The organism is Actinoplanes sp. NPDC051513, from assembly GCF_044454685.1.
Lineage (GTDB): Bacteria > Actinomycetota > Actinomycetes > Mycobacteriales > Micromonosporaceae > Actinoplanes.
This window is the reverse complement of the sequence record NZ_JBITDW010000003.1, coordinates 351,515-373,403: the sequence shown is the minus strand read 5'-3', so window position 1 is coordinate 373,403 and position 21,889 is coordinate 351,515. Positions and strand designations below refer to the sequence as shown.

Here is a 21,889-nt window from a genome sequence, read left to right as displayed (position 1 = left end):
CGGAGCTTGATGATCTGCGGTTCGTTGCGAGCAGGAAGTCATCAGCCTTCCGCGGGACCCGGTCTGGACAGCGCTGTTGCGCACGAGGCGCGTGGGCCCTAGGCCGCCGTGTTGCGCACCAGCTCGCGCACGACCTCGGGCCTCGGGTTGACCATGGCCTCGCCGCCGGCGATCACCGTGGGCACGGTCTCGTTGCCGTCGGCGACCGCGCGGACCGACGCCGCGCCGTCCGGGTCGGCCCAGATGTCCACCCAGTGCAGACGGCCGGCGTCGCGCCCGACGGTTGCCCGCAGTCGCATGCAGAACGGACACCCCGGCCGCCAATAGACGATCGGCCGCCCGTCCGCGGCGCTCAGCGCGCGAGCCTGCGCGTCGGTCACCGACGCGGGAAAGGCACGCGGCGACACCAGGGCGGCGAGAACAGCGAAGAGAACGAACAATCCGACGGCCGCGACAACATTCCCCGCGATCAGTTCGGCAGCCCCGAAAACGAGCGCCAGCGCGAACACACTGATCGACAGACCCCAACGCCGCATCATGGGCGTGACGCTACCGCAAGCTCACCCCGGTCGCGCCAGCGCGCGAACGGCCGAAGCCGTGGGATTGACGAGGGTCGTTCCGTTGAGCGCCACCGCGGGAACCGCTTCCACCGCCGCCGACGGGTCCATCCCGATGTCGACCCAGTGCAGCCGCCCCGCCTCGCCCCGCAGCGCCCACCGAAGCCGCAGGCACCACGGGCACCGCAGTCGCCAGTAGACGATCGGCCGCCCGTCCGCCGCGCTCAGCCGCTCGGCCTCGGCCGCGCTCACCGACCGCGGAAACATCCACGGCGAGACGACGAAGGCGATCACGGCGAAGAAGCCGAAGAGCAACAACGCCCCCACCGGCCGGCTGTCCGCCAGCCGCGCCCCGCCGTAGGCGACCGCGAGCGCGAACAAAACCCCAGAGAGCCCCCACCGGCCGAGGAGGTGCGACATGCGCCGACCTTAGCCCAGCAGGCGCTCTCGCAGGGCGGCGTCCTTCTCCGCCACCAGCTTCTCGAGCCCCGCCTGGAAGGCCGTCATCTTGCCCCGCAGCGCCGGATCCGACGCCCCGAGGATGCGCACGGCCAGAAGCCCGGCGTTCCGCGCTCCCCCGATCGAGACCGTCGCCACCGGCACCCCGGCCGGCATCTGCACGATCGACAGCAGCGAGTCCATCCCGTCGAGGTGCTTGAGCGGCACCGGCACCCCGATCACCGGCAGCGGGGTCAGCGCCGCCACCATGCCGGGCAGGTGGGCCGCGCCGCCGGCGCCGGCGATGATGGCCTTGATGCCGCGGTCGGCCGCCGACTCGGCGTAATCGACCATCTTGCGTACGGTGCGGTGGGCCGAGACCACGCCGACCTCGAACGGCACCTCGAACTCGGCGAGGGCCAGCGCCGCCGCCTCCATCGTCGGCCAGTCCGAATCGCTGCCCATGATGATGCCGACGACCGGCGCCATTACGAACCCTCCTGAAGCCATTTGGCGGCCCGGGCCGCACGGGCCCGCACCGAGGTCATGTCGTCGCCCAGCACGGTCACGTGCCCGATCTTGCGGCCGGGGCGGACCAGCTTGCCGTACAGGTGGACGCGGGCGCCGGGGTCGGTGGCGAACAGGTGATGCAGCCGCTCGTCGATCGACATGCCGCCGGACGGGCCGCCGAGCACGTTCGCCATCACGACGGCGGGCGCGGTCAGCGTGGTCGCGCCCATCGGGTAGTCGAGGACCGCCCGCAGGTGTTGCTCGAACTGCGAGGTGCGGGCGCCCTCGATCGTCCAGTGGCCGGAGTTGTGCGGCCGCATCGCCAGCTCGTTGACCACGACGCCGTCGTCGGTCTCGAACAGCTCGACCGCGAGCAGCCCGACCACGCCGAGCTCGGTCGCCAGATCGATCGCGAGCTGCTGCGCCTCGAGCGCGCGCGCCTCGGAGAGGCCGGGCGCGGGCGCCAGCACCTCGACGCAGATGCCGTCCTGCTGCACGGTCTCGACCACCGGATAGGCCGCGACCTGCCCGAACGGCGACCGGGCCACCAGCGCCGCGAGCTCGCGCCGAAGGGGAACGCGCTCCTCGACGATCAGCGGAGTGCCGGTCTCGACAAGCGAACGCGCTTCCGAAGGCGAGGACAGCATCCACACGCCGCGACCGTCGTACCCGCCTCGGACGGCCTTGGCCACGACGGGCCAGGACCCGGCCGCGAAGCTCTTGATGTCGCCGGCGGTGGCAACGCGCCGCCAGCGCGGCACCGGCGCGCCCAGCGCCGAGAGCCGTTCCCGCATCAGCCCCTTGTCCTGCGCGAACACCAGCGCCTTCGAGCCCGGGAAGATCTTCACGCCGTCGGCTTCGAGCGCCTCGATGTGCCCGGTCGGCACGTGCTCGTGATCGAACGTGACGGCCTCGCACCCCTTCGCGAACTCACGCAGCGCGGCGAGATCGGTGTGCGTGCCGATGCGCACATCGGCCGCCACCAGCGCGGCACTGTCGTCGGGCGAGACACTGAGCACGCGCAGTGACTGGCCGAGGGAAATGGCGGCCTGGTGGGTCATTCGGGCCAATTGGCCGCCGCCCACCATGCCGACTACGGGCAGACCGGTTCGGGTATCCATCGCCTGGCAAGCCTAGCGACACCCCTGCTCAGCCCTGCTGTGACCCCAGTTGCGCGACCAGCGCCCCGGCATCGTTGACCGGGCGTTCGCAGACAAAGCCGCGGCACACGTACGCCGTGGGCAGCCCGCCCAGCAGCGGCCGATCCGCCAGCAGCGGCACGCCCGGGCGATCCGGCTCGCCGGCGACGATCACGGCCCCCGGCGGGGCATGGCGCTGGGCGAGAGCAACGAGATCATCTTGCGCTTCGAGAGAGACCACAGCGATCTCGTACGGCCCGGAGAGCGCCGCCTCGGCCACCGCCCCCGAGTAGCCCGCGAAGCGCGGGTGCCCCCCGATCAGCGGACCCAGCTTCTCGAGCGCGACGTCGGCCGCCTCGCGATAGCCCGGGTCGCCCGAGAGCGCCGTATAGGCGACCAGCGCCGCGCAGATCGACGAGAAGCCGGACGGCGTGGCGTTGTCGGTCGGGTCGGCCGGCCGGGTGACCAGGCGCTCCGCGTCGTCGGCCGTGTCGTAGAAGCCGCCCTCCCCCGTGCCGAAGTGCGCGAGCGCCACATCGAGCAGCGTCTTCGCCAGCTCGAGCCAGCGACCGTCGGCGGTGAGCTGATGAACGGCCAGGAACCCCTCGGCGACACACCCGTAGTCGTCGAGCACGCCGACCGGCGCACCGATCACCCCGTCGCGCGAGACCCGCCGCAGCCGCCCGTCGACCAGGTGCCGGGTAGCCAGCACCTCGGCCAGCCCGATCGCCGCCTCGCGCGACGCGGCGTTGCCGGTCAGCACCCCGTGCTCGGCCAGCGCCGTCACCGCGAGCCCGTTCCAGGAGGCCACGACCTTGTCGTCCCGCGCGGGCTGGGGGCGGCCCGCCCTCGCGTCGAGCAGCTTCTCCCGTACGCGATGCCATCGCGAAACCAACGACGGCTCGGCGGCGTCGATGTCGCGCGCGAGGACCAGCACGCTGCTGCCGTGCTCGAACGTGCCCTGCTCGGTGACTCGGAAGAGATCGGCCGCCCACGCGCCATCGTCGGCGCCGAGCACCTCGACGAGCTGGGCCGGAGTCCACGCGTACGTCAGGCCCTCGACCCCCGCCGCGTCCGCGTCCAGCGCCGAGGCCAGCCCACCGGCCGGCGTGCCCAGATCACGCAGCATGAACACCGCCGTCTCGTCGGCGATCCGCTTGACGAACGGGTCGTCCGTCAGACGCCACAACTGCGTGTACGCCCGCAGCAGCAGCGCATTGTCGTAGAGCATTTTCTCGAAGTGCGGCACCGTCCAGTGCGCGTCCACGGAATAGCGCGCGAACCCGCCCGCGAGCTGGTCGTAGATCCCGCCCCGGCCCATCCTTTCGGCGGCCTCCCGCACCACGTCGAGCGCCTCGGCGTTGCCGGTCCGCTGGTAATGCCGCAGCAGGAAGAGCATCCCCATGTGCGGCGGAAACTTCGGCGCTCCGCCGAACCCGCCGTACGTCTCATCGTGGTCTTTCAAGAGACTGCCGACCGCCGCCGCGAGCAGTTCCGCCGAGATCGGCGCCGTCGGCCCACCCACCAGCTGGGCCCCGCCGATCGCCTGCACCACCGCCGCGCCCTGCTTGACGACGTCGTCCCGCTTGTCGCGCCAGGCCTCGCTCACCGAATCGAGCAGCCGCGCGAAATGCATCTTGGGAAAGTAGGTCCCGCAGAAGAACGGATCGCCTTCCGGCGTGGCGAAGACGGTCATCGGCCACCCGCCCTGCCCCGTCATGGCCTGCGTGGCGGTCATGTAGACCGCGTCGACATCGGGCCGTTCCTCGCGGTCGACCTTGATGGCCACGAAGCCGTCGTTCATGGCTTCCGCGATGCCCTCATCTTCGAAGGATTCGTGTGCCATCACGTGACACCAGTGACAGGCCGCATAACCCACCGAGATCAGCACGGGCACGTCCCGCCGCCTCGCCTCGGCGAACGCCTCTGCCGACCACTCCCACCAGTCGACGGGGTTGTCCTTGTGTTGAAGCAGGTAGGGCGAGGTCGCATCGGCGAGGCGGTTGGCCATGCACCAACCCTCTCACGGCCCGCGGCGAAGGGCCGAGGTTGGCGGGACGCGTCGATCAGGCGAACTCGACCGCGTCGAACTCCCAGAACGCGCGCAGCGCGACGAGCTTCCCCGAGCCGTTGCTCCGGTAGGTGAACACACCCCGGACGACGGCCGTGGACCCGCCCGGGAGATCCATGTGGATCACACCGACGTCGGCGATCTCGTCGCCGCAGAGATACGACCGCTCGATCTCGAATCCCAGCCGGTCGACCCGGCCGATCACGGCGTCGTAGAACGCGGCGATGGCGCCGGCGCCGCGATGCCCCTTGCCGGCCGGGTCGAGCAGCGACGGGCCGACCGGGTCTTCGACCACGGCGTCGTCGGCGAACAGCCCGAGCCAGGTCTCGCGGTCTTTGATCCCGGCCGCCGCCTGCGAGCGCCGAGCCAGATCACGAACCGTCAACGTCACCCCTCGAACTTAGAACACGTTCTAGTACAAGGCAATCCCGGATGCCATGCTGAAGGACTATGAAGACGGGGCGCTGGCTCGCGGGGGCGGCCGGGCTGATCGTGCTCGGCGCGCTGGCGGCAGGATTGATCCACCGGGACCGGGGCGAAGCGGCACAGCCACTGCCGAGCCCTCCGCCACGGCTCGCGGCGGCCGAGCTCACCGCCATGTTCGACCGGTACGGCGACACCTCCGGCGCCTGGAGCGGCGCCGACAACACGGCCTCGGTGGCCTTGCCGGACGGGCGGGTCGCGTGGCTCTTCTCCGACACGTACCTGGGCCGTGTCGACGCCGGCCACACACGGCCGCACGACACACCGTTTCTCCGCAACACGATCGTCGTGCAGCAGGGTGATCAGGCCGTCCGTACCGTGCACGGCGGCACCGACGCCCAACCGGCGACGTTGGTCAGGCCCCCGCAGACGGGCCAGTACTACTGGGCGCAGGACGGCTTCGCCTCCGGTGACAAGCTCTACGCCTTCTACAACCGCTACCGCACCGACGGCACCGGCCTGTGGGACTTCACGCTGACCGGTTCGGTACTGGCCACCTTCGACCTCCCCGGGCTCACCCTGCGGAAGGTCACCGAGCTGCCGCTCGGCGACCGGACCGCGTGGGGCTCGGCCGTGCTGCGGGACGGCGGGCAGACGTTTGTGTACGGCGCCGAGAACACCACGGATGCCCTGCGGTTCGCCCACGTCGCGCGGATGACGGCCGGCGGCGGCTGGGAGTTCTGGGACGGCTCCGGCTGGTCGGCGGACGTCACCCGGTCGGCGCGTCTGCTCAGCGGGGTGAACACCGGCTATTCGGTGCAGCGGGTCGGCGACCGGTACGTGCTGGTCACCACCGAGGGCAACCTCGTGTTCAACCCGTCCATCGTGGCGTACACGTCGCCCACGCCGACCGGACCGTGGGACGGGCCGATCCAGCTCTACACGCCGTCCGAGGCGCCGCCGGGCACGTCCCTGGTGTCCTACGACGCACGTCTGCACCCCGAGCTGGCCCGCGACGGGAAGCTGCTGGTGTCGTACAACGTGAACACCCTCGACCAGGACGCCGGGTACGCGGACACGCGGATCTACCGTCCCCGCTTCGTCGAGGTGACCTGGCCGCCGGCCGCGCCCGCCACGAGGGTTCCCGCCCCGGCGGGTCTCACGGCCGCCGTCAACGACGTGCACCCGGCCCTGCGCTGGACGGCCGTCGCCGGCGCCCGGCGCTACTGGGTGTACGAGCGGGACGTCACCGCCGGTCAGACCCACCCGGCGCGCCGGCCGTCGCCCGTCACCGGCACGACCACGGATGCCGGCCTGCTCAAGGACGGCCACACCTACGAGTTCCAAGTCTCGGCCGACGACTCTCCACTCTCCACGGTGGCACGCGCGATCCGTACGAGACCGACCGTCCCCGAAGGACTGACCGCCACCCCGAGTGGCACCGGAGGGATCACGCTGGCCTGGGCCGATCCCGGGGCGAACCTCTGGTACTGGCTGTACCAGCGGGACGTGACGGACGGCTCGGCCTGGGTCCGCGTCGACTACCCGATCGACCGGCCGCGCGGGTTCACCACCGCGCCGCTCGTGCACGGCCACACGTACGAGTTCCGCATCGCCGCGATCGGCCCGAGCGGCGAGTCGTCGCCCTCCGCCGTGGCGCGGGCCACCGCCCGGTACGCCCCACCACCGGCCCCGACCGGCCTGCGCGTCCGGGCCGGCGACGGCCGGGCCGACCTGACCTGGACGGCGCCCGCCGGCCGGCTCACCTACCTCGCCTACTACCGCGACGTCACCGCCGGACAGACCAGGTTCACCCGCAGCCCGTACCCACTCGACGAGCCGGCGGCGATCGTGGGTGCGCTGGTCGACGGGCATGTCTACGAGTTCCGCGTGACGGCGGTGCGCAACGGCGCCGAGAGCGCCCCCAGCGGGCCCGTCCGGGCCACCCCGAACCCGCCGCTGCCCGCCGAGCCGGCGCATCTCGCCGCGACCGTGACCGGCCCCGGCCAGGTCACGCTGACCTGGACGGCGCTCGGCGGGAACGTCCACTACTGGGTGTACTACCGCGACCGCACGGCGAAGCAGAAGCAGTTCACGAGGTCGGTGTTCCCGGCGCCGGGCCCGCCGTCCGTGCAGTCCCTGCTGATCCGCGACCACGACTACGAGTTCACGGTGACCGCCGCCAATCAGGCCGGCGAGAGCCCGAAACCACCCGCCGTGACGCTCCGCATCACGTGAACCGTCAGGAGGCGTCGTCGGCGCGGAGGGAGCGGATGTTGTTCGGGGCCGCCTCGGCCAGCTGTGTCAAGGCCTGCACGATGCGGTCGGCCGGCATCGGCTTGCAGAAGTGGTAGCCCTGGGCGTTCGGGCAGCCCAGCTCGATCAGCGCCGCGCGCTGCTCGGTCGTCTCGACGCCCTCGGCGACGACCCGCACGCCCAGGCGGGCGCCGAGCTCGACGGCGCCGCGGACGACCGCCTCGGCGGCCGAAGAGTCGATCATGTCGTCCACGAAGGAGCGGTCGATCTTGATCTCGTCCACCGGGGCTCGGGTGACCATGGCGAGCGACGAGTAGCCGGTGCCGAAGTCGTCCAGGGAGAGCTGGACGCCGGCGTCGCGGAGCTCGGCCAGGATGTCGTCGACGACGGCCTGGTCGCTCACCGCCACCGACTCGGTGATCTCGAGGACCAGGCTCGACGCGGGGGTGCGGTGGTGGCGCAGGGCGTCGGTGACCTGGGCCGGGAAGCCGGGGTCGAGCAGGCTGCGGGCCGACACGTTCACCGAGACCGGCAGCTCGACGCCGGCCGAGTTCCAGCCGGCCGCGGCCGACAGCGCCAGGTCGAGCACGCGGCGGGTGAACGGGGTGAGCAGCTCGGTGTGCTCGACCGTGCGGATGAAGTCGTTCGGCGAAAGTTGGCCGCGGCGCGGGTGACGCCAGCGGACAAGGGCCTCGACGCCGGTGGGGGCCGCGGTGATCAGGTCGACCGAGGGCTGCAGGTGCAGAACGATCTGATCGTCGGCGGCGAGCGCGTCCTGCAGCTCGGCCAGCAGCGCCAGCTCGTCGGTGGTCACCGCGTCCTGGTTGGAGTCGTACGTGGCGACCGCCAGCTCCCGCCGCTTGGCCTGGTCGAGCGCCAGGGACGCGCGCCGCACCAGCTCGCCCAGCTCGATCCGGCCGGCCCGGGCCACGACCACGCCGACGGCGATCTCGACGGCGAGGCGCACGCCGGACACCTCCATCGGCTGCGCGATCTTCTCCGCGATCTCGCGGGCGCGCCGCACCGCCATCGGCAGCGGGCTCGGGGTCTCGTGCAGCGGGGTCGCCGAGTCGGCGAGCGCCGTGATTGCCGGGATGAGGATCGCGAACTCGTCGTCGCCCGTGCGCGCGACCAGGTCGTTCTCGCGGGAGAGGTCGGTGAGCCGCTCGGCGACCTGCCGGAGGACCTCGTCGCCGCAGCGATGGCCGAGGGTGCCGTTGACCTCGCGGAAGCCCTTGATGTCGAGCAGCAGCAGTCCGATATGGCGGTCGCGCTCGACGCCGCGCACCAAACGGTCGCCGTCGGCGAGCATGCTGCCGCGGTTGCGCAGGCCGGTGAGCTGGTCGTGCACGCCGTCGTGGTCGACGCGCCGGCGCAGCTCGGTGAGCTGACCCTGCACGGACGCATCATGCAGCGCGGCGGCGAGCGCGTCGCCGTAGGCGGAGATCGCGGCCTCGTCGCGCGGCGCCGGCAGGGTCGGGTCGGCGAGCCAGACGGTGATCTCGCCGACCACGTCGCCGCCGACCGCCATCGACCGGGTGATCGCCGGGCCGGGCAGTCCGGAAAGGAAGTTGTCCTGGCCGGGCCCGTCCTCGGCGTACCGATGCTCGGTGCCGGGCCCGCGCACCTCGATCTCGACGCGCCGGGCGCCGAACACGTCGAGCGCGCCCCGCAGCCCGGCGGCGGCCACTTCGGACTCGCTGCCGGCGGGCATGGCGGCGGTGGCCGCGGCGAACGCCTCCCACATCCGGCGCTCCTCCTCGGCGCGCAGGTGGAAGCGGTAGGTGCGCTGCAGCAGCCAGAGCCCGGGCACGAAGGCGATCAGCCAGATGGGACCGCGCAGGAGCGCGAACACGGCGCCGAGTCCGACGAGGACGTTGCCGACGAACATCGGGATCTTCGCGTACGGGATCCGCGCGAAGATCTGTGCGGTGCGGGCGTCGCGGTGGACGGTGAGGGTCAGCGCCGCCAAGCCGAAGGTGATCAGAAGGTAGGCGAGCGCGCCGGCCACCAACGCACCCTGCGTCTGCACGCTGAGCACCGGGGCGTTGCCGCCGATCACGCGAGCCACGGCCGCCGCGCCGGCGGTGCCGAGCGCCAACGACGCGGCGAGGTGGGCGACCTCGGCGATGTTGCGGTGCTCGTCCAGCCAGGACAACAGCGCCCAAGCCACGGCCGCGCCGGTGAGGGTCGCGAGCGGCAGCCAGCCGGGCGGGGCCACCACGTACCCGATGATGAAAGCGGCCTCGCCCCAGGAAACAGAGACGACGCCGCGGCCGAGCCGGAAACGCAGCCTGGCGAGTTGTCCGGCGACTACGAGCAGTGCCGCCAGGCCCACTCCGGCCATTACCGAGAGTGGACGATCGGCGGGGCGTTCGACGGGTAGCAGAACCCCCGTGACGGCCACCAGAATCGCCGCGCCGACCACGGCGGCGGTGAGCGTGCGAACGCCTCGGGACCGTCCCGCGAGGCCGGCCGCGGCTATCCACGATCGACGGACGCCCGCCCCGGCGACGGGTGGGGCGGTCATGAGTTGTCCCTGTTCACGAGCGGCACTCGCGAATGCACGTGCATCTGCAGGAGCGAAAGCCCGGGGCGGGGGATGGTCATTTTCGGCGCCCCCTTCCGCGCAGGGTCGGGGGTCGTTGAGACCCCCGGCGGAAGGCTAAATCAATCCCGATGAACACAACAAGGGTTGACGTACGACCCGTGTTTGGCTTAAGTCTGACCAATACGGAGGGTAATGGCGGTTTCGTTCAGTGAACCGCCGCTCACGTGGTCAAACGCGGCCCTGGTCGCCTTCCGCGTGAGTTGCGTCACTCTGAGTAGTAACGCCTTTGACCTCGGATTCCGCGGGGGGCTGATCGGCCCCCGATCGATCCCGATCGACGTCATGGCGAAGCGATTCGACACCGGACCGCTCCGCGTCCGCATTCAGCCGTGCGATCTCGGCCTCACGCTCTGTCTGCTGGCCGTCAGGGAAACTGTCGGGAAGCCGACGCAAGCGCTTGTTCATATTGCGAATCAGCAAAACAGTTGCTATGGACATCAACACGATCACCAACAGGCCCATCGGGCCGGCCAGCCCGCCCGAGCGGGTGTCACCGAAGTTGTTGACCGCGAGAATGACGTCCACCCCTTGAGAGTACTGCCGCTGACCGGGGCGAAGTGAAGCGGAGCCCGCGGGCTCCGCTCATCGAGCGTCAACCGACTCGTGGATGCCCGCGAAGAGATCGGATTCCGGGATCGGGCTGTCGACCAGGGAGCGGGCCAGCTCGAAGTCTTCGGTGGGCCAGACCTTCTGCTGGAGTTCCAGCGGGATGCGGAACCAGAAGCCGTCCGGGTCGACCTGGGTGGCGTGGGCGCGCAGCGCGTCGTCGCGGACGCTGAAGTACTCGCCGCACTCGACCCTGGTCGTGATCTTGTCGCCCCGGTCGTCGCGGTCGGACCACTTCTCGAGCCACTCGGTGTACGGCGACTCGAGGCCCGCCGCGAGCATGCCCTCGTGCAGGGCGAGCATGCGGGCCCTGGTCCAGCCGGAGTTGTAGTACAGCTTCAGCGGCTGCCAGGGCTCGCCGAGCTCGGGGCACTTCTCGGGGTCGCCGGCCGCCTCGAACGCCACCACCGAGATCTTGTGGCACATGATGTGGTCGGGATGCGGGTACCCGCCGTTCTCGTCGTACGTCGTCATGACATGCGGCCGGAACTCGCGGATGAGCTTGATCAGCGGCTTGGCCGCCTCGTCGGGTTCCTGCAGACCGAAGCAACCGTCGGGCAGCGGGGGCAGCGGGTCGCCCTCGGGCAGGCCCGAGTCGACGAAGCCGAGCCAGGCCTGGTCGACGCCGAGGATCTCGCGCGCCTTGGTCATCTCGGCGCGACGGATGTCGGCGATGTCGGCCAGCACCTCGGGGCGGTCCATCTTCGGGTTGAGCACGCTGCCACGCTCGCCACCGGTACAGGTGGCGACCAGTACCTTCACGCCCTCGGCGACGTATTTCGCCATGGTCGCGGCGCCCTTGCTCGACTCGTCGTCGGGGTGGGCGTGCACCGCCATGAGGCGCAGCTGCTCGGTCACCGAAGAACTCCTCTAATTAACGGAGTGCGAAGATGGACCCTGCCATTCTGGCCGATCCCACCGACAAGAAACGCACGAGAGGTCGTCAGGTGAGCGAGACGCACACCACAAATCCGGTCTTCCCACCGGGACGTTACGGACGCCGGCGCGAGGGACGCCGCCGGCCGGTGCTGCCGATCGTCGTGCTGGCGCTTGTCGTCGCCGTGTCGGCCCTGCTGTCGGTGAAGCTCTATCAGAGGTACGGCCAGACCGACTACCAGGCACAGATCGTCGGCTGGCAGGAGCCGGGCGAAACTACCATGACGATCAAGTTCACGGTCCAGGTGCCGGCGGGCGAGGCCGCCGAGTGCGTCCTGCGCGCCCGCGACTACGGCGGCTACGAGGTGGGCCGCCGCACGGTGGTCGTCAAACCTGCGGACGCGAGCTCCACGACGATCGAGGCCGAAGAGTCGGTGACGACGACGAAGCGCGCCTCGGTGGGTGACGTGCTGGGCTGTCAACCCACCGATTGACCCCCTGCACATCGCGCTCGGAATGGTGCAAGATCGTGCAATCCAGTCGTCGAGCATACCGCTGGTAAGCTTGGTGATTCGCTCCGTTCAGCATGCAACGACGATGTTGAGCGTTCCCCGTCCCAGCAAGGAGATCGACCGTGTCCAGTTCAGAGACGCCCAAGACTTGGCTTTCTCAGGACGCTCACGACCGGCTGCAGGCCGAGCTTGACGAGCTGATCGCCGGGCGGCCGGCGGTCGCGGCCGAGATCAACGCTCGTCGCGAGGAAGGCGACTTGCGGGAGAACGGCGGCTACCACGCGGCCCGGGAAGAGCAGAGCAAGCAGGAAGGCCGCATCCAATATCTGAAGGAGTTCCTGCGCAACTCCGAGGTCGGCGAGGCGCAGCAGGCGGGGTCGGTGCAGCCCGGCTCGGTCGTCACCATCTACTTCGACGACGACAAGACCGACACCGAGACCTTCCTGCTCGGCTCGCGCGAGATCGCCTCCACCACCGACCTGACCGTGTACAGCCCGGAATCGGCGCTCGGCAAGGCGATCCTCGGCACCAACAACGGCCAGACCGTGACCTACACGGCCCCCAGCGGCGCCGACATCAAGGTCACCGTAGTCGAGTTCGGCCCTTTCGAGGGCTGAGCTGAATTTTCAGACCACAAGGCCTCAGGGGCACCCGCACTCCGGGGACACCCGCGATCGCCCCGCTGATGAGGAGGCAGTCGACTTTTCGTCGCCGCGGGGTTTGCGGCGCCGGAAAGTTGGCTGACTCCTCATCAGCCCCGAAGGGGCGATCGCCCGCGGAGCGAAGCGGAGCCAGCCAGCTCAGCCAGCCAGCTCAGCCAGCCAGCTCAGTCGGCGAGCTGCGCTACCCGGTAGCCCGAGTCGCGCAGGTCGGCGATCAGGGCGGACGAGTGGTCGGGGCCGCGGGTCTCGACCGACAAGGCCACCTCGACCTCCCCGAAGTTCAGCCGGGGGCTCTCCCGCACGTGTGCGACGTCGACGACGTTTGCCCGCTGCCCCGCTATCCGGCCGAGCAGCCGGGCCAGCTCTCCCGGCCGGTCGTCGCAGCGCACGGCCAGGCGCAGGAAGCGGCCGGCCGACGCGAGGCCGTGCTCGATGACCCGCAGCAGCAGCATCGGGTCGATGTTGCCGCCGGAGAGGATCGCCACCACCGGGCCGTTCGCCGGCACGACCGCGCCGGTCATCAGCGCCGCCACGCCCGCCGCGCCGGCCGGTTCGACCACCATCTTGTGCCGTTCCAGCAGCAACAGCAGCGCGGCCGACAGATCGTCGTCGGTCACCGTGACGACGTCGTCGACCAACTTGCTGACGTGCGCGAATGTCAGGTCCCCCGGCCTCAGGACGGCGATGCCGTCGGCGATGGTCAGCCCCCGCTCGAGCTTCTGCGGCGAACCGGCGGCCAGCGAGGGCGGGAACGCCGCCGCGCCGCCCGCCTGCACGCCCACCAGCCGCACGTCGGGCCGCAGCGCCTTGACCGCCACCGCGAGGCCCGAGATGAGGCCGCCGCCGCCGACCGCGGTGACGATCGTGGCCGTCTCCGGCAGCTGCTCGAGGATCTCCAGGCCGACCGTGCCCTGCCCGGCGATGATGTCGGGGTGGTCGAAGGGGTGGATGAACACGGCGCCGGTCTCGTCCGCGAAGTGCCGCGCGGCATCGAGAGCATCGTCGACGCTGGTCCCCGCGTACTCGATCGCCGCGCCGTAACCCCTGGTGGCCGTGACCTTCGGCAGCGGCGCGCCTTCCGGCATGAAGACCGTGGCGCTCGCGCCCAGCATCTCGGCCGCCAGGGCGACGCCCTGGGCGTGATTTCCGGCGCTGGCGGCCACGACGCCCCGCTTGCGCTCGGCGTCGGAGAGCCGGGCGATTCTCGTGTACGCCCCCCGCACCTTGTACGAGCCCGCACGCTGCTGGTTCTCACACTTGAGCCAGGACGGCATCCCGGTGATGTCCGACAGCGGGCGCGAATGGATCAGCGGGGTCGTCTCGACCACTCCGGTCAGCAGCTCGCGCGCCGCCTCGATGTCGGACAGGGACAGCAGATTCAACGGCGTGCTCATGCAAGCGATGGTGCCACTTGATCACCCGAAGGCGTGACGCTGCCAGGGGTTGAGCATCTCCAGCTGCCCGGCGATCGAGAGAAGCAGCAGCTCGGAGTCGGGCGGGCCGACGATCTGCACGGCCAGCGGCAGCCCGTCGGGACGCAAGCCGACCGGCACGACGATCGCCGGGAGGGCGGCCACGTTCCAGGGCGCGGCGTACGGCGCGTACCTCATGCTGACCGCCATGTTGTGCCGCCACGAGCCGGACGAATAGCTCTCGGCGAGCGGCGGCGCCGCCGCCAGCGCCGGCGTGAGCAGCACATCGATGTTGCGCTCGGCGAAGAACCGGATCGACTGCTCGCGCCAGGCGTCGCGGTGTGCCTGCTTCACCATGCCGCTGCGCCACGCCCACTTGCCGAGCCGGATGTGCCGGCGGGTGCGTGGCTGGAGCTTGCTGACGTCGAGGTTCTGCGACTCGCGGTAGGCCGAGGCGAACCAGGTGGCCAGCACGCGCAGGCCCAGCGAGGTGGGATAGCGCGGCTCGGCGACCACCGTGTCGTGCCCGGCCTTGGTCAGGATCGTCCCGGCGGTGGCCACGGCGCCGAGATTCGGCTCGTCGGGACGGATGCCGATCACGGGCGAACGGGTCGAGACGCCGATCCGCAGCTTCGGGGGCTCGACCAGCTTGACCGGGTCGCGGCCGGCCAGCACCGAGAAGCCGAGCACGGCGTCGGCCACCGTGGTGGTGAGCACGCCGTTCTCGACCAGGCCGAACCAGCCGTCGATGCCCAGCTCGGCCGGGATCACCCCACGGCCCGGCTTGAGGCCGACCAGCCCGCAGCAGGCCGCCGGGATGCGGATCGAGCCCAGCCCGTCGTTGCACTGGGCGATCGGCACCAGCCCGGCGGCGACCGCGGCCGCGGCCCCACCGGACGAGCCGCCCGGCGTGCGGTCGCGGTCCCACGGGTTGCGGGTCGGGGCGTCCTCGTCGTCGGTGACCGCCCACAGGCCCATCTCGGGCATCCGGGTCACCCCGACCACGATCGCGCCCGCGCCCCGCAGCCGGCGGACGACCTCGTGGTCCTGCTCGGCGACTGGCTGGCGGGCCGCCGCCGAGCCGCCCCAGGTGGGCAGCCCGGCCACGGCCGTGTTCTCCTTCACCGCGACCGGCACCCCGGCCAGCGGCAGGTTGGCCAGATCTTCCTGGTCGTCGACCTTCTCGGCCTCGGAGAGGGCCTCGCCGGCCCGGACCACGCGGAAGGCGTCCAGCGACGGGTCGGAGATGGAGATCTGCTCGATCGTCTCGGCGACCACCTGGGTGGCGGACACGTCACCGCGCCGCACCGCCCGGGAGATCTGTTTCGCGGTGGCGCCTACCCAGCTCGAACCGTCCGACATCCCATGCTCCAAATTCCGTGCCAGCCCGATGTGGGTCAGCCGAGCGCCTGCTCGAGGTCGGCGAGCAGATCGTCAACGCTTTCGATGCCGACAGACAGTCGCACGAGATCCGCGGGGACTTCAAGCGGTGAGCCCGCAGCGGACAGGTGTGTCATCTGTCCCGGGTGCTCGATCAGCGATTCGACTCCGCCGAGCGACTCGGCCAGCACGAACAGTTTCGTCCGGTTGCAGATCTGGATCGCCGCCTCGGGGCCGCCGGCCGCGCGGAACGACACCATCCCGCCGAACCGCTGCATCTGCTTCGCCGCGGTCTCGTGCCCCGGATGCGACTCCAGGCCCGGGTAGAACACACTCTCCACGGCGGTGTGCTCACCGAGATACCCGACGATGCGCTCCGCGTTGTCGCAGTGCCGATCCATCCGTACGCCCAAGGTCTTGATCCCCCGCAGCGTCAGCCACGCGTCGAACGGCCCGTTGACCGCGCCCATGGCGTTCTGGTGGAAGGCGAGCGTCTCGCCGAGATCGTCGGTCGCGGTGATCAGCGCGCCCCCGACCACGTCGGAGTGTCCACCCAGGTACTTCGTGGTCGAATGCACGACCACGTCGGCGCCCAGGGCGATCGGCTGCTGCAGGTAGGGCGAGGCGAACGTGTTGTCGACGACCAGCATCGCGTCGTACTCGTGGGCGAACGCGGCCAGCGCGGCGATGTCGGCGATGTTGAGCAGCGGGTTGGTCGGGGTTTCCGCCCAGATCATCCGGGTGTGGCCGGGCCGGAACGCGGCCCGCACCTCGTCGAGGTCGTCGAGCGGGACGGCGGTCCAGTCCAGGCCCCAGTTCTCGGCGACCTTCGCGAAGAGCCGGTACGTCCCGCCGTACGCGTCACCGGGAATGACCACGTGATCGCCGGGCCGGCAGACGGCTCGCAGCAACGTGTCCTCGGCCGCGAGGCCGCTCGCGAAGGCGAGACCGCGGCGCCCGCCCTCGATCGCCGCCAGGCAATCCTGGAGGGCGTCGCGGGTCGGGTTGCTGGAACGGCTGTACTCGTAGCCCAGCCGGGGCGCGCCGACGGCGTCCTGGGCATAGGTGCTCGTCTGGTAGATCGGAGGCACCACCGAGCCCGTCCGCGGATCCGGCTCCTGACCGGCGTGGATGGCAAGGGTGTCGAAGCCGTAGCTGTTAGCCGTCATGCTCCGCAAGGCTAGTCTCGCTGAGTGGCGGACTGCGTGTTCTGTGCGATCGTGGCGGGGACGGTCCCCGCTTTCAAGGTCATCGACGTGCCCGAAGGGGTTGGCTTCCTCGATACCCGGCCGGTGTTCAAGGGCCATGTGCTGATCGCTCCCAGGCAGCACGTGGTGACGCTGCCCGAGCTGCCGGCCTCCGATCTGCCCGGATATTTCGGGCTGGTGCAGCGCGTCTCGGCCGCGGTGCCGGCGGCGCTGGGATCGTCCGGCACCTTTGTCGCGATAAATAATGTCGTTTCGCAGTCCGTTCCTCATCTGCACACACATGTGGTGCCGCGGACAAAAGGGGACGGCCTGAAGGGCTTCTTCTGGCCGCGCACGAAATACGCAAGCGACGAGGAGGCCGCCGACTACGCCGCGAAAATCGCCTCCGAACTCGGGTAAGGGTTACCTAACCTCCGACGTTGCAACGATCGGATGAAGGGAGTGACCGTGTTCCTGCGGCACAAGAAGCTCGAGCTACCCACCCCCGACAACGCCCTGCCCGGCCGTCTCCTCGAGATGCCGGTCGCCGACAAGCACGTCGTGCTCGGCACCCCGATGAAGGGCCCATGGCCGGCGGGCCTCGAGGTCGCGGTCTTCGGAATGGGCTGTTTCTGGGGCGCGGAGCGCATTTTCTGGCGCCTGCCCGGCGTGTACTCGACCGCCGCCGGTTACGCCGGCGGGTTCACCACGAACCCCACCTATGAACAGGCCTGCTCCGGCTCGACCGGGCACGCCGAGGTGGTCCAGGTCGTGTACGACCCCAGCAAGATCACATTTGAGGACCTGTTGAAGGCCTTCTGGGAGAACCACGACCCGACCCAGGGCATGCGCCAGGGCAACGACGTGGGCACGCAGTACCGTTCCGCGATCTACACGACGACGGACGACCAGCTGCGGACCGCGGGCAACTCCGAGGCGCTGTTCCAGCCCGTGGTGACGGCGGCGGGCCACGGCCGGATCACCACCGAGATCAAGCCGTTGACCACGTTCTTCTACGCCGAGGACTACCACCAGCAGTACCTGTCCGACGCCAAGAACCCGTACGGCTACTGCAACCACGGCCCGAACGGCATGACCTGCCCGGTCGGCGTCGCCAAGACCGCCTGACAATCCCAGCGCCACGCCGGAACTCACCGGCGTTGCGTGACAACCTGGCGACGCATGACGCTGCGTAATACAATCTGTCTTATGACCACGATTACGTTTCGCGCTGACGATGACGTCGATCGGGCGCTGGCCGATCTCACGTCGGCTGACAGGGATCGCTCTCAGGTGATCCGCGAGGCAATCCTCGCGGCGTGGCGACTCCGTCAGGCAGAACAGCTCCACGCCGAGGCAGAAGCGGTCGCGGCCGACCCCGATGATGTCGCCGAGGCGAGAGCAGTCCTCGCCGACATGGAGGATCTCCGTGCGTGGTGACGTCCACGAGCTGAAAGCGCGCAGGGACAGCAAGGGCCACGAGCAACGCGGCAACCGGTTCGCAGTCGTCGTCCAGTCAGACCTGCTTCCGTTGTCGACGCTTCTGATCGCGCCGACCTCAACCAGCGCGCGGCCAACCAGCTTTCGGCCGGAGGTGGAGATCAACGGCAAGACGACTTACGTCCTGGCCGAACAGACGGTCGCCGTCCAACCCGAGCGACTCGGCCGCGTCGTGGCACATTTGACGCACGACGAGATCACGGCCGTCAACAAGGCCCTGCGCACCGTTCTCGATCTCTGATTCCGGTGCCGACCGGACGCAAACGGCCCCAACAACCCGGCTCCCCAGCGGAGCCGGGTTTCTTTGTCTCGGAAACCGGGCGACGCCTGAAACCGGGCAATGTTGCCGAAACCGGGCGGGCGGGATTTCACACCCGTGGGTGGAAAAGATCGACATGTCCCGACATGATCCGCACACTGGGAATCGACGCGCTACGACGCCGGGAGGTGCACCATGCCAACCTTCAACAGTGAGGAGGAGCGAGCCGCCTGGGCTCTCGCCGAAGCCCTCACCGAGCAGGCGCGCACGATGATGCGCCAGGCCGAGGCCGCGCTCGAGACCTGGAAGACGGGCAAGGAGATGAATCGCTTGCGCTGCGAGCGCAAGGGGATCAGCGCCTCGGACGCGGAGATCCGATGGGCCGCATCGGCCAACTCGAAGAATGCGCTGACCGACAACAGCTTCCACGTCGGCCTCGCCACGATGTACTACGGCGCCGCAACGGCGAGCTACTCGCGGGCGCTCTACCTCCGCAGCCGGGGCGGCTATCGCTAGTCTTGCTCGGCGCCCGGGGACTCCACGACCTGGGACGCCGGCGGCCGGGGCGGACGAGCGTCGTCCGACGTCGCGGCGGACGCGGGGGTGGCGAGCGCGATGCCGAGAACGGCCCCCGCGCTGAGCAGGCCGAGCCCGGCGAGCGAGACCTTCCGCGTCTCGGGCTTCTCCATGAGCTACCTCCAACCGGCGGTGAAACACCGGCCTACAACGGTGCCAGGCGTAGCTGAGACCAGCCTGTGCAGAACCTGCCAATCGTTTGGTCTGTGTAGGTCGCCCCCCGTCGGGCAACATGAACAGATGGAGATCGCCAGCGAAACTGAACGTAAATACGACGTCCCCGAGAACTTCGAGTTGCCGTCGCTGGCCGGCATTGGGCAGACCGCCGCGGCGAAGACCCACGATCTCGATGCCACCTACTTCGACACCGACGAGCTGACCTTGATGAGAAATCGCCGGACCTTGCGCCGGCGTACCGGCGGCGGCGACGCGGGCTGGCATCTCAAGACCCCCGGCGCCGGCGGCAGCCGCACCGAGCACCGCCTCCCCCTCAACGGCGGCGACAAAGACCGGGTGCCCTCCGAGCTCAGCAGCCAGGTCCGGGCGATCATCCGCCGGGAACAGCTCAAGCCGATCGCCCGCCTGCGCACCCACCGGGTCGAGACGCCGCTGGTCGACGGCGACGGCCACACGCTCGCGCTGATCGCGCAGGACAGCGTGCGGGCCGAGGCCGACGGCTCGGAACAGTGCTGGCAGGAGGTCGAGGTCGAGCTGGTCGACGGCGATCCCGCGGTGCTGGAGGAGGTCGAGCGCCGGCTGGTCGACGCGGGCGCCCGACCGGCTGCGGGTCCCTCCAAGGTCGCCCGGGCGCTCGACAGGCGCCTCTCGAAGAGGACCGAGAAGACCAAAAAGATCAAAAACCCGGTCTTCGCGTACGCCCGGGCGCAGCGGGACGCCATCGCCCAATACGACCCGGGCGCGCGGCAGGCCGACCCCGAGTCCATTCACAAGATGCGCGTCGCCACCCGGCGCCTGCGCAGCTCCCTCAAGACCTTCAAGCGCTCCTTCCCCGGCTTCGAGGAAGTCGGCCCCGAGCTGAAATGGCTCGCCGATCTGCTCGGCCAGGTGCGCGACAGCCAGGTGCAGAAGGGCAAGCTGCTCGCCGAGGTGGAGCAGGCCGGCCCCGATTTCGCCGAGGCCGCCACCCGCATCCGGGATCACCTCGACCACCAGGTCCGGGACGGCAAGGACGCGCTCGCCGAGGCCCTCGACAGCGAGCGCTATCTGGCCCTGCTCGACCGCGTCGACAGCCTCGCCGAGCTGACCGGCAGCGGCGAGAAGGACCAGCTCGGCCGGGCCTGCAAGAGCCTGCGCAAGGCCGACCGGCTCCTCGACACGGCCCTCGACCATGGGCTGGACCACGAACTGCATGAGGCGCGCAAGGCGTACAAGAAAGCTCGTTATGCCATTGAAGTTTTCGCGCCCGGCGCGGGGAAGGATGGCAAGCGGCTGGTCAACGCCCTGACCGACCTGCAGGACGTGCTCGGCGCGCATCAGGACTCGGTGGTCGCCCGCGAGCTGCTGCACGAGCTCGGGCCGGACAGTTTCTGGTTCGGCGTGCTCTGGGGGCGCCAGGAGCAGGTCGGGCGGGAGACCCACGCCCAGTTGCCCGTTGTGGTGGAAGCTTCACGAAAGAAGAACCTTCGTCGCTGGATCCGCTGAGGTTCATCTGTACGGGGTAAGAATCTCGGTATGCAGGCCGAGGCGGAGTACCACGACGAGCAGACCACCGAGCCCTACGACGGGCCGATCACGACCCTGGGCGGTTACCGGGTCGCGGACGATGACGACGACGACCCGGTGCTGCTCAACGCCGACGGCACCCCGGTCGACACGTGGCGCGAAGATTACCCGTACGGCGAGCGGATGCCCCGCCACGAGTACGACCACCACAAGCGGCTGCTCCAGATCGAGCTGCTCAAGCTGCAGAACTGGTGCAAGGAGACCGGCGAGCGGCTGGTGATCCTCTTCGAGGGGCGGGACGCGGCCGGCAAGGGCGGCACGATCAAGCGCTTCATGGAGCACCTGAACCCGCGCGGCGCCTCCGTCGTGGCGCTCGAGAAGCCGAGCGAGCGCGAGAGCAAGCAGTGGTACTACCAGCGCTACATCGCGCACCTGCCGGCCGCCGGCGAGATCGTGCTGTTCGATCGCTCCTGGTACAACCGGGCCGGCGTCGAGCGGGTCATGGGCTTCTGCAGCCGCGCGGAGTACCTCGAGTTCATGCGGCAGACCCCCGAGCTCGAGCGCATGCTGGTGCGCTCCGACATCCACCTGGTCAAGTTCTGGTTCTCGGTCACCCAGGGCGAGCAGCGCACGCGTTTCGCGATCCGGCAGGTCGATCCCGTGCGCCAGTGGAAGCTCTCGCCGATGGATCTCGCCTCGCTCGACAAGTGGGGCGACTACACCGAGGCCAAGGAGGCGATGTTCTTCTACACCGACACCGCGGACGCGCCGTGGACGGTCGTGAAGAGCAACGATAAGAAGCGGGCCCGGCTCGAGGCGATGCGGTACGTGCTGAGCCGCTTCGACTACGCGAACAAGGATGACGGGGTGGTCGGTCGGCCCGACCCGCTGATCGTCGGTCCCGCCTCGCTCGTGGTCGAGAGCACCGAGATGTCGCCCAGGGTTTTCCCCCGCCTGTAGCTCAGCGTATTCCCGCGCCTTTGGTGATTCAAAACCGTTGGCGTTGTTCGCGGTCCCTCGATAACGTGGCTGTACACGTGAAGGGAGGTGGTCCGAAGTTGTATACCAACGGGACTCGTGAGGTGGCTGTCCGCTAGCCGCTGTCCTCGACAGCTTCGTTCTGTTTGAAGTGCCAAGTCGAGACCGTGTGGCAGCGGTCCGGCGAATTTACGGCAGCCACCCGACCCCCGGGGATCCGGCCTTGTCCGACCGGACCACGCTTGCGAGCGTG

23 protein-coding genes are annotated in these 21,889 nt (G+C 69.9%); 10 read left to right on the top strand and 13 right to left on the bottom strand.

Annotated features, from left to right (window positions below; genetic code table 11):
• Window positions 1-98: 98 nt before the first annotated feature.
• Genes ACIA5D_RS11760 through ACIA5D_RS11735 form a run of 6 tightly spaced genes read right to left on the bottom strand, consistent with a single transcriptional unit; the run spans window position 99 to window position 5,106 of the window.
• Window positions 99-539 carry a glutaredoxin domain-containing protein gene (locus tag ACIA5D_RS11760; RefSeq protein ID WP_396029832.1) on the bottom strand — a complete coding sequence of 147 codons (441 nt, stop codon included), beginning with the start codon at window positions 537-539 and terminating at the stop codon, window positions 99-101.
• 21 nt (window positions 540-560) lie between these two features.
• Window positions 561-977, bottom strand: a complete 417-nt coding sequence (locus ACIA5D_RS11755) for a hypothetical protein (protein WP_396029831.1) — start codon at window positions 975-977, stop codon at window positions 561-563.
• 9 nt (window positions 978-986) lie between these two features.
• Window positions 987-1,484 carry a 5-(carboxyamino)imidazole ribonucleotide mutase gene (gene purE / locus ACIA5D_RS11750; protein ID WP_396029830.1) on the bottom strand — a complete coding sequence of 166 codons (498 nt, stop codon included), beginning with the start codon at window positions 1,482-1,484 and terminating at the stop codon, window positions 987-989.
• Complete coding sequence (locus ACIA5D_RS11745; protein ID WP_396029829.1) at window positions 1,484-2,626, bottom strand: 5-(carboxyamino)imidazole ribonucleotide synthase; 1,143 nt, start codon at window positions 2,624-2,626, stop codon at window positions 1,484-1,486. Before ACIA5D_RS11745 ends, purE begins: the two co-directional genes overlap by 1 nt.
• A 28-nt stretch (window positions 2,627-2,654) precedes the next feature.
• Window positions 2,655-4,655: a thioredoxin domain-containing protein gene (locus ACIA5D_RS11740; protein WP_396029828.1), complete on the bottom strand. Its 2,001-nt coding sequence runs from the start codon at window positions 4,653-4,655 to the stop codon at window positions 2,655-2,657.
• A 55-nt stretch (window positions 4,656-4,710) separates the two neighbouring features.
• Entirely contained in the window at window positions 4,711-5,106 is a 396-nt protein-coding gene (locus ACIA5D_RS11735; RefSeq protein ID WP_396029827.1) for a nuclear transport factor 2 family protein, read from the bottom strand.
• Between the two features lie 59 nt (window positions 5,107-5,165).
• Here ACIA5D_RS11735 and ACIA5D_RS11730 point away from each other — a divergent pair, with 59 nt between their 5' ends.
• Entirely contained in the window at window positions 5,166-7,376 is a 2,211-nt protein-coding gene (locus ACIA5D_RS11730; protein WP_396029826.1) for a hypothetical protein, read from the top strand.
• A gap of 4 nt (window positions 7,377-7,380) precedes the next feature.
• Here the strand turns inward: ACIA5D_RS11730 and ACIA5D_RS11725 are convergent, their stop codons facing one another.
• The 3 genes from ACIA5D_RS11725 to mca all read right to left on the bottom strand — a co-directional run bounded on the left by ACIA5D_RS11725 (window position 7,381) and on the right by mca (window position 11,469).
• Window positions 7,381-9,924 (bottom strand): EAL domain-containing protein, encoded by a 2,544-nt coding sequence (locus ACIA5D_RS11725; protein ID WP_396029825.1) that lies wholly within the window; start codon window positions 9,922-9,924, stop codon window positions 7,381-7,383.
• 249 nt (window positions 9,925-10,173) lie between these two features.
• Window positions 10,174-10,530: a hypothetical protein gene (locus ACIA5D_RS11720; protein ID WP_396029824.1), complete on the bottom strand. Its 357-nt coding sequence runs from the start codon at window positions 10,528-10,530 to the stop codon at window positions 10,174-10,176.
• Window positions 10,531-10,587: 57 nt separating this feature from the next.
• Entirely contained in the window at window positions 10,588-11,469 is an 882-nt protein-coding gene (mca, locus tag ACIA5D_RS11715; RefSeq protein WP_396029823.1) for a mycothiol conjugate amidase Mca, read from the bottom strand.
• Between the two features lie 32 nt (window positions 11,470-11,501).
• Here mca and ACIA5D_RS11710 point away from each other — a divergent pair, with 32 nt between their 5' ends.
• Complete coding sequence (locus ACIA5D_RS11710) at window positions 11,502-11,981, top strand: DUF4307 domain-containing protein (RefSeq protein WP_396029822.1); 480 nt, start codon at window positions 11,502-11,504, stop codon at window positions 11,979-11,981.
• Window positions 11,982-12,121: 140 nt separating this feature from the next.
• Window positions 12,122-12,616 (top strand): transcription elongation factor GreA, encoded by a 495-nt coding sequence (gene greA / locus ACIA5D_RS11705; protein ID WP_396029821.1) that lies wholly within the window; start codon window positions 12,122-12,124, stop codon window positions 12,614-12,616.
• Between the two features lie 209 nt (window positions 12,617-12,825).
• Here greA and ilvA read toward each other — a convergent pair whose 3' ends face one another.
• From ilvA to ACIA5D_RS11690, 3 genes are read right to left on the bottom strand one after another with little or no spacing between them, the layout of a single operon-like run.
• A complete protein-coding gene (ilvA, locus tag ACIA5D_RS11700; RefSeq protein WP_396029820.1) occupies window positions 12,826-14,055 on the bottom strand; it encodes a threonine ammonia-lyase in 1,230 nt (409 codons plus the stop codon).
• Between the two features lie 21 nt (window positions 14,056-14,076).
• Entirely contained in the window at window positions 14,077-15,435 is a 1,359-nt protein-coding gene (locus ACIA5D_RS11695; protein WP_396029819.1) for an amidase, read from the bottom strand.
• A gap of 35 nt (window positions 15,436-15,470) precedes the next feature.
• Window positions 15,471-16,622, bottom strand: coding sequence for a cystathionine gamma-synthase (locus ACIA5D_RS11690; RefSeq protein WP_396029818.1), 1,152 nt, complete (start codon window positions 16,620-16,622; stop codon window positions 15,471-15,473).
• 24 nt (window positions 16,623-16,646) lie between these two features.
• Between ACIA5D_RS11690 and ACIA5D_RS11685 the strand changes: the two genes are divergently transcribed.
• From ACIA5D_RS11685 to ACIA5D_RS11665, 5 genes are all read left to right on the top strand, one after another.
• Complete coding sequence (locus ACIA5D_RS11685; RefSeq protein ID WP_396029817.1) at window positions 16,647-17,060, top strand: HIT family protein; 414 nt, start codon at window positions 16,647-16,649, stop codon at window positions 17,058-17,060.
• A gap of 48 nt (window positions 17,061-17,108) precedes the next feature.
• Window positions 17,109-17,768, top strand: a complete 660-nt coding sequence (gene msrA, locus ACIA5D_RS11680) for a peptide-methionine (S)-S-oxide reductase MsrA (RefSeq protein ID WP_396030349.1) — start codon at window positions 17,109-17,111, stop codon at window positions 17,766-17,768.
• A gap of 81 nt (window positions 17,769-17,849) precedes the next feature.
• Entirely contained in the window at window positions 17,850-18,080 is a 231-nt protein-coding gene (locus ACIA5D_RS11675; protein WP_396029816.1) for a hypothetical protein, read from the top strand.
• The gene (locus ACIA5D_RS11670) at window positions 18,070-18,381 is read left to right on the top strand and encodes a type II toxin-antitoxin system PemK/MazF family toxin (protein WP_396029815.1); all 312 of its coding nucleotides are present in this window, start codon (window positions 18,070-18,072) and stop codon (window positions 18,379-18,381) included. The genes ACIA5D_RS11675 and ACIA5D_RS11670 overlap by 11 nt, the downstream gene beginning before the upstream one ends.
• A gap of 213 nt (window positions 18,382-18,594) precedes the next feature.
• Window positions 18,595-18,915: a hypothetical protein gene (locus ACIA5D_RS11665; protein WP_396029814.1), complete on the top strand. Its 321-nt coding sequence runs from the start codon at window positions 18,595-18,597 to the stop codon at window positions 18,913-18,915.
• Here the strand turns inward: ACIA5D_RS11665 and ACIA5D_RS11660 are convergent.
• Window positions 18,912-19,088, bottom strand: coding sequence for a hypothetical protein (locus ACIA5D_RS11660; protein WP_396029813.1), 177 nt, complete (start codon window positions 19,086-19,088; stop codon window positions 18,912-18,914). The two genes, ACIA5D_RS11665 and ACIA5D_RS11660, sit on opposite strands and share 4 nt — an antisense overlap.
• On the opposite strand from ACIA5D_RS11660, the gene ACIA5D_RS11655 reads away from it, so the two are divergent.
• Both ACIA5D_RS11655 and ppk2 read left to right on the top strand, forming a co-directional pair.
• Window positions 19,087-20,637, top strand: a complete 1,551-nt coding sequence (locus tag ACIA5D_RS11655) for a CHAD domain-containing protein (RefSeq protein WP_396029812.1) — start codon at window positions 19,087-19,089, stop codon at window positions 20,635-20,637. The two genes, ACIA5D_RS11660 and ACIA5D_RS11655, sit on opposite strands and share 2 nt — an antisense overlap.
• A 30-nt stretch (window positions 20,638-20,667) precedes the next feature.
• Entirely contained in the window at window positions 20,668-21,618 is a 951-nt protein-coding gene (gene ppk2, locus ACIA5D_RS11650; protein ID WP_396029811.1) for a polyphosphate kinase 2, read from the top strand.
• Window positions 21,619-21,889: the final 271 nt, after the last annotated feature.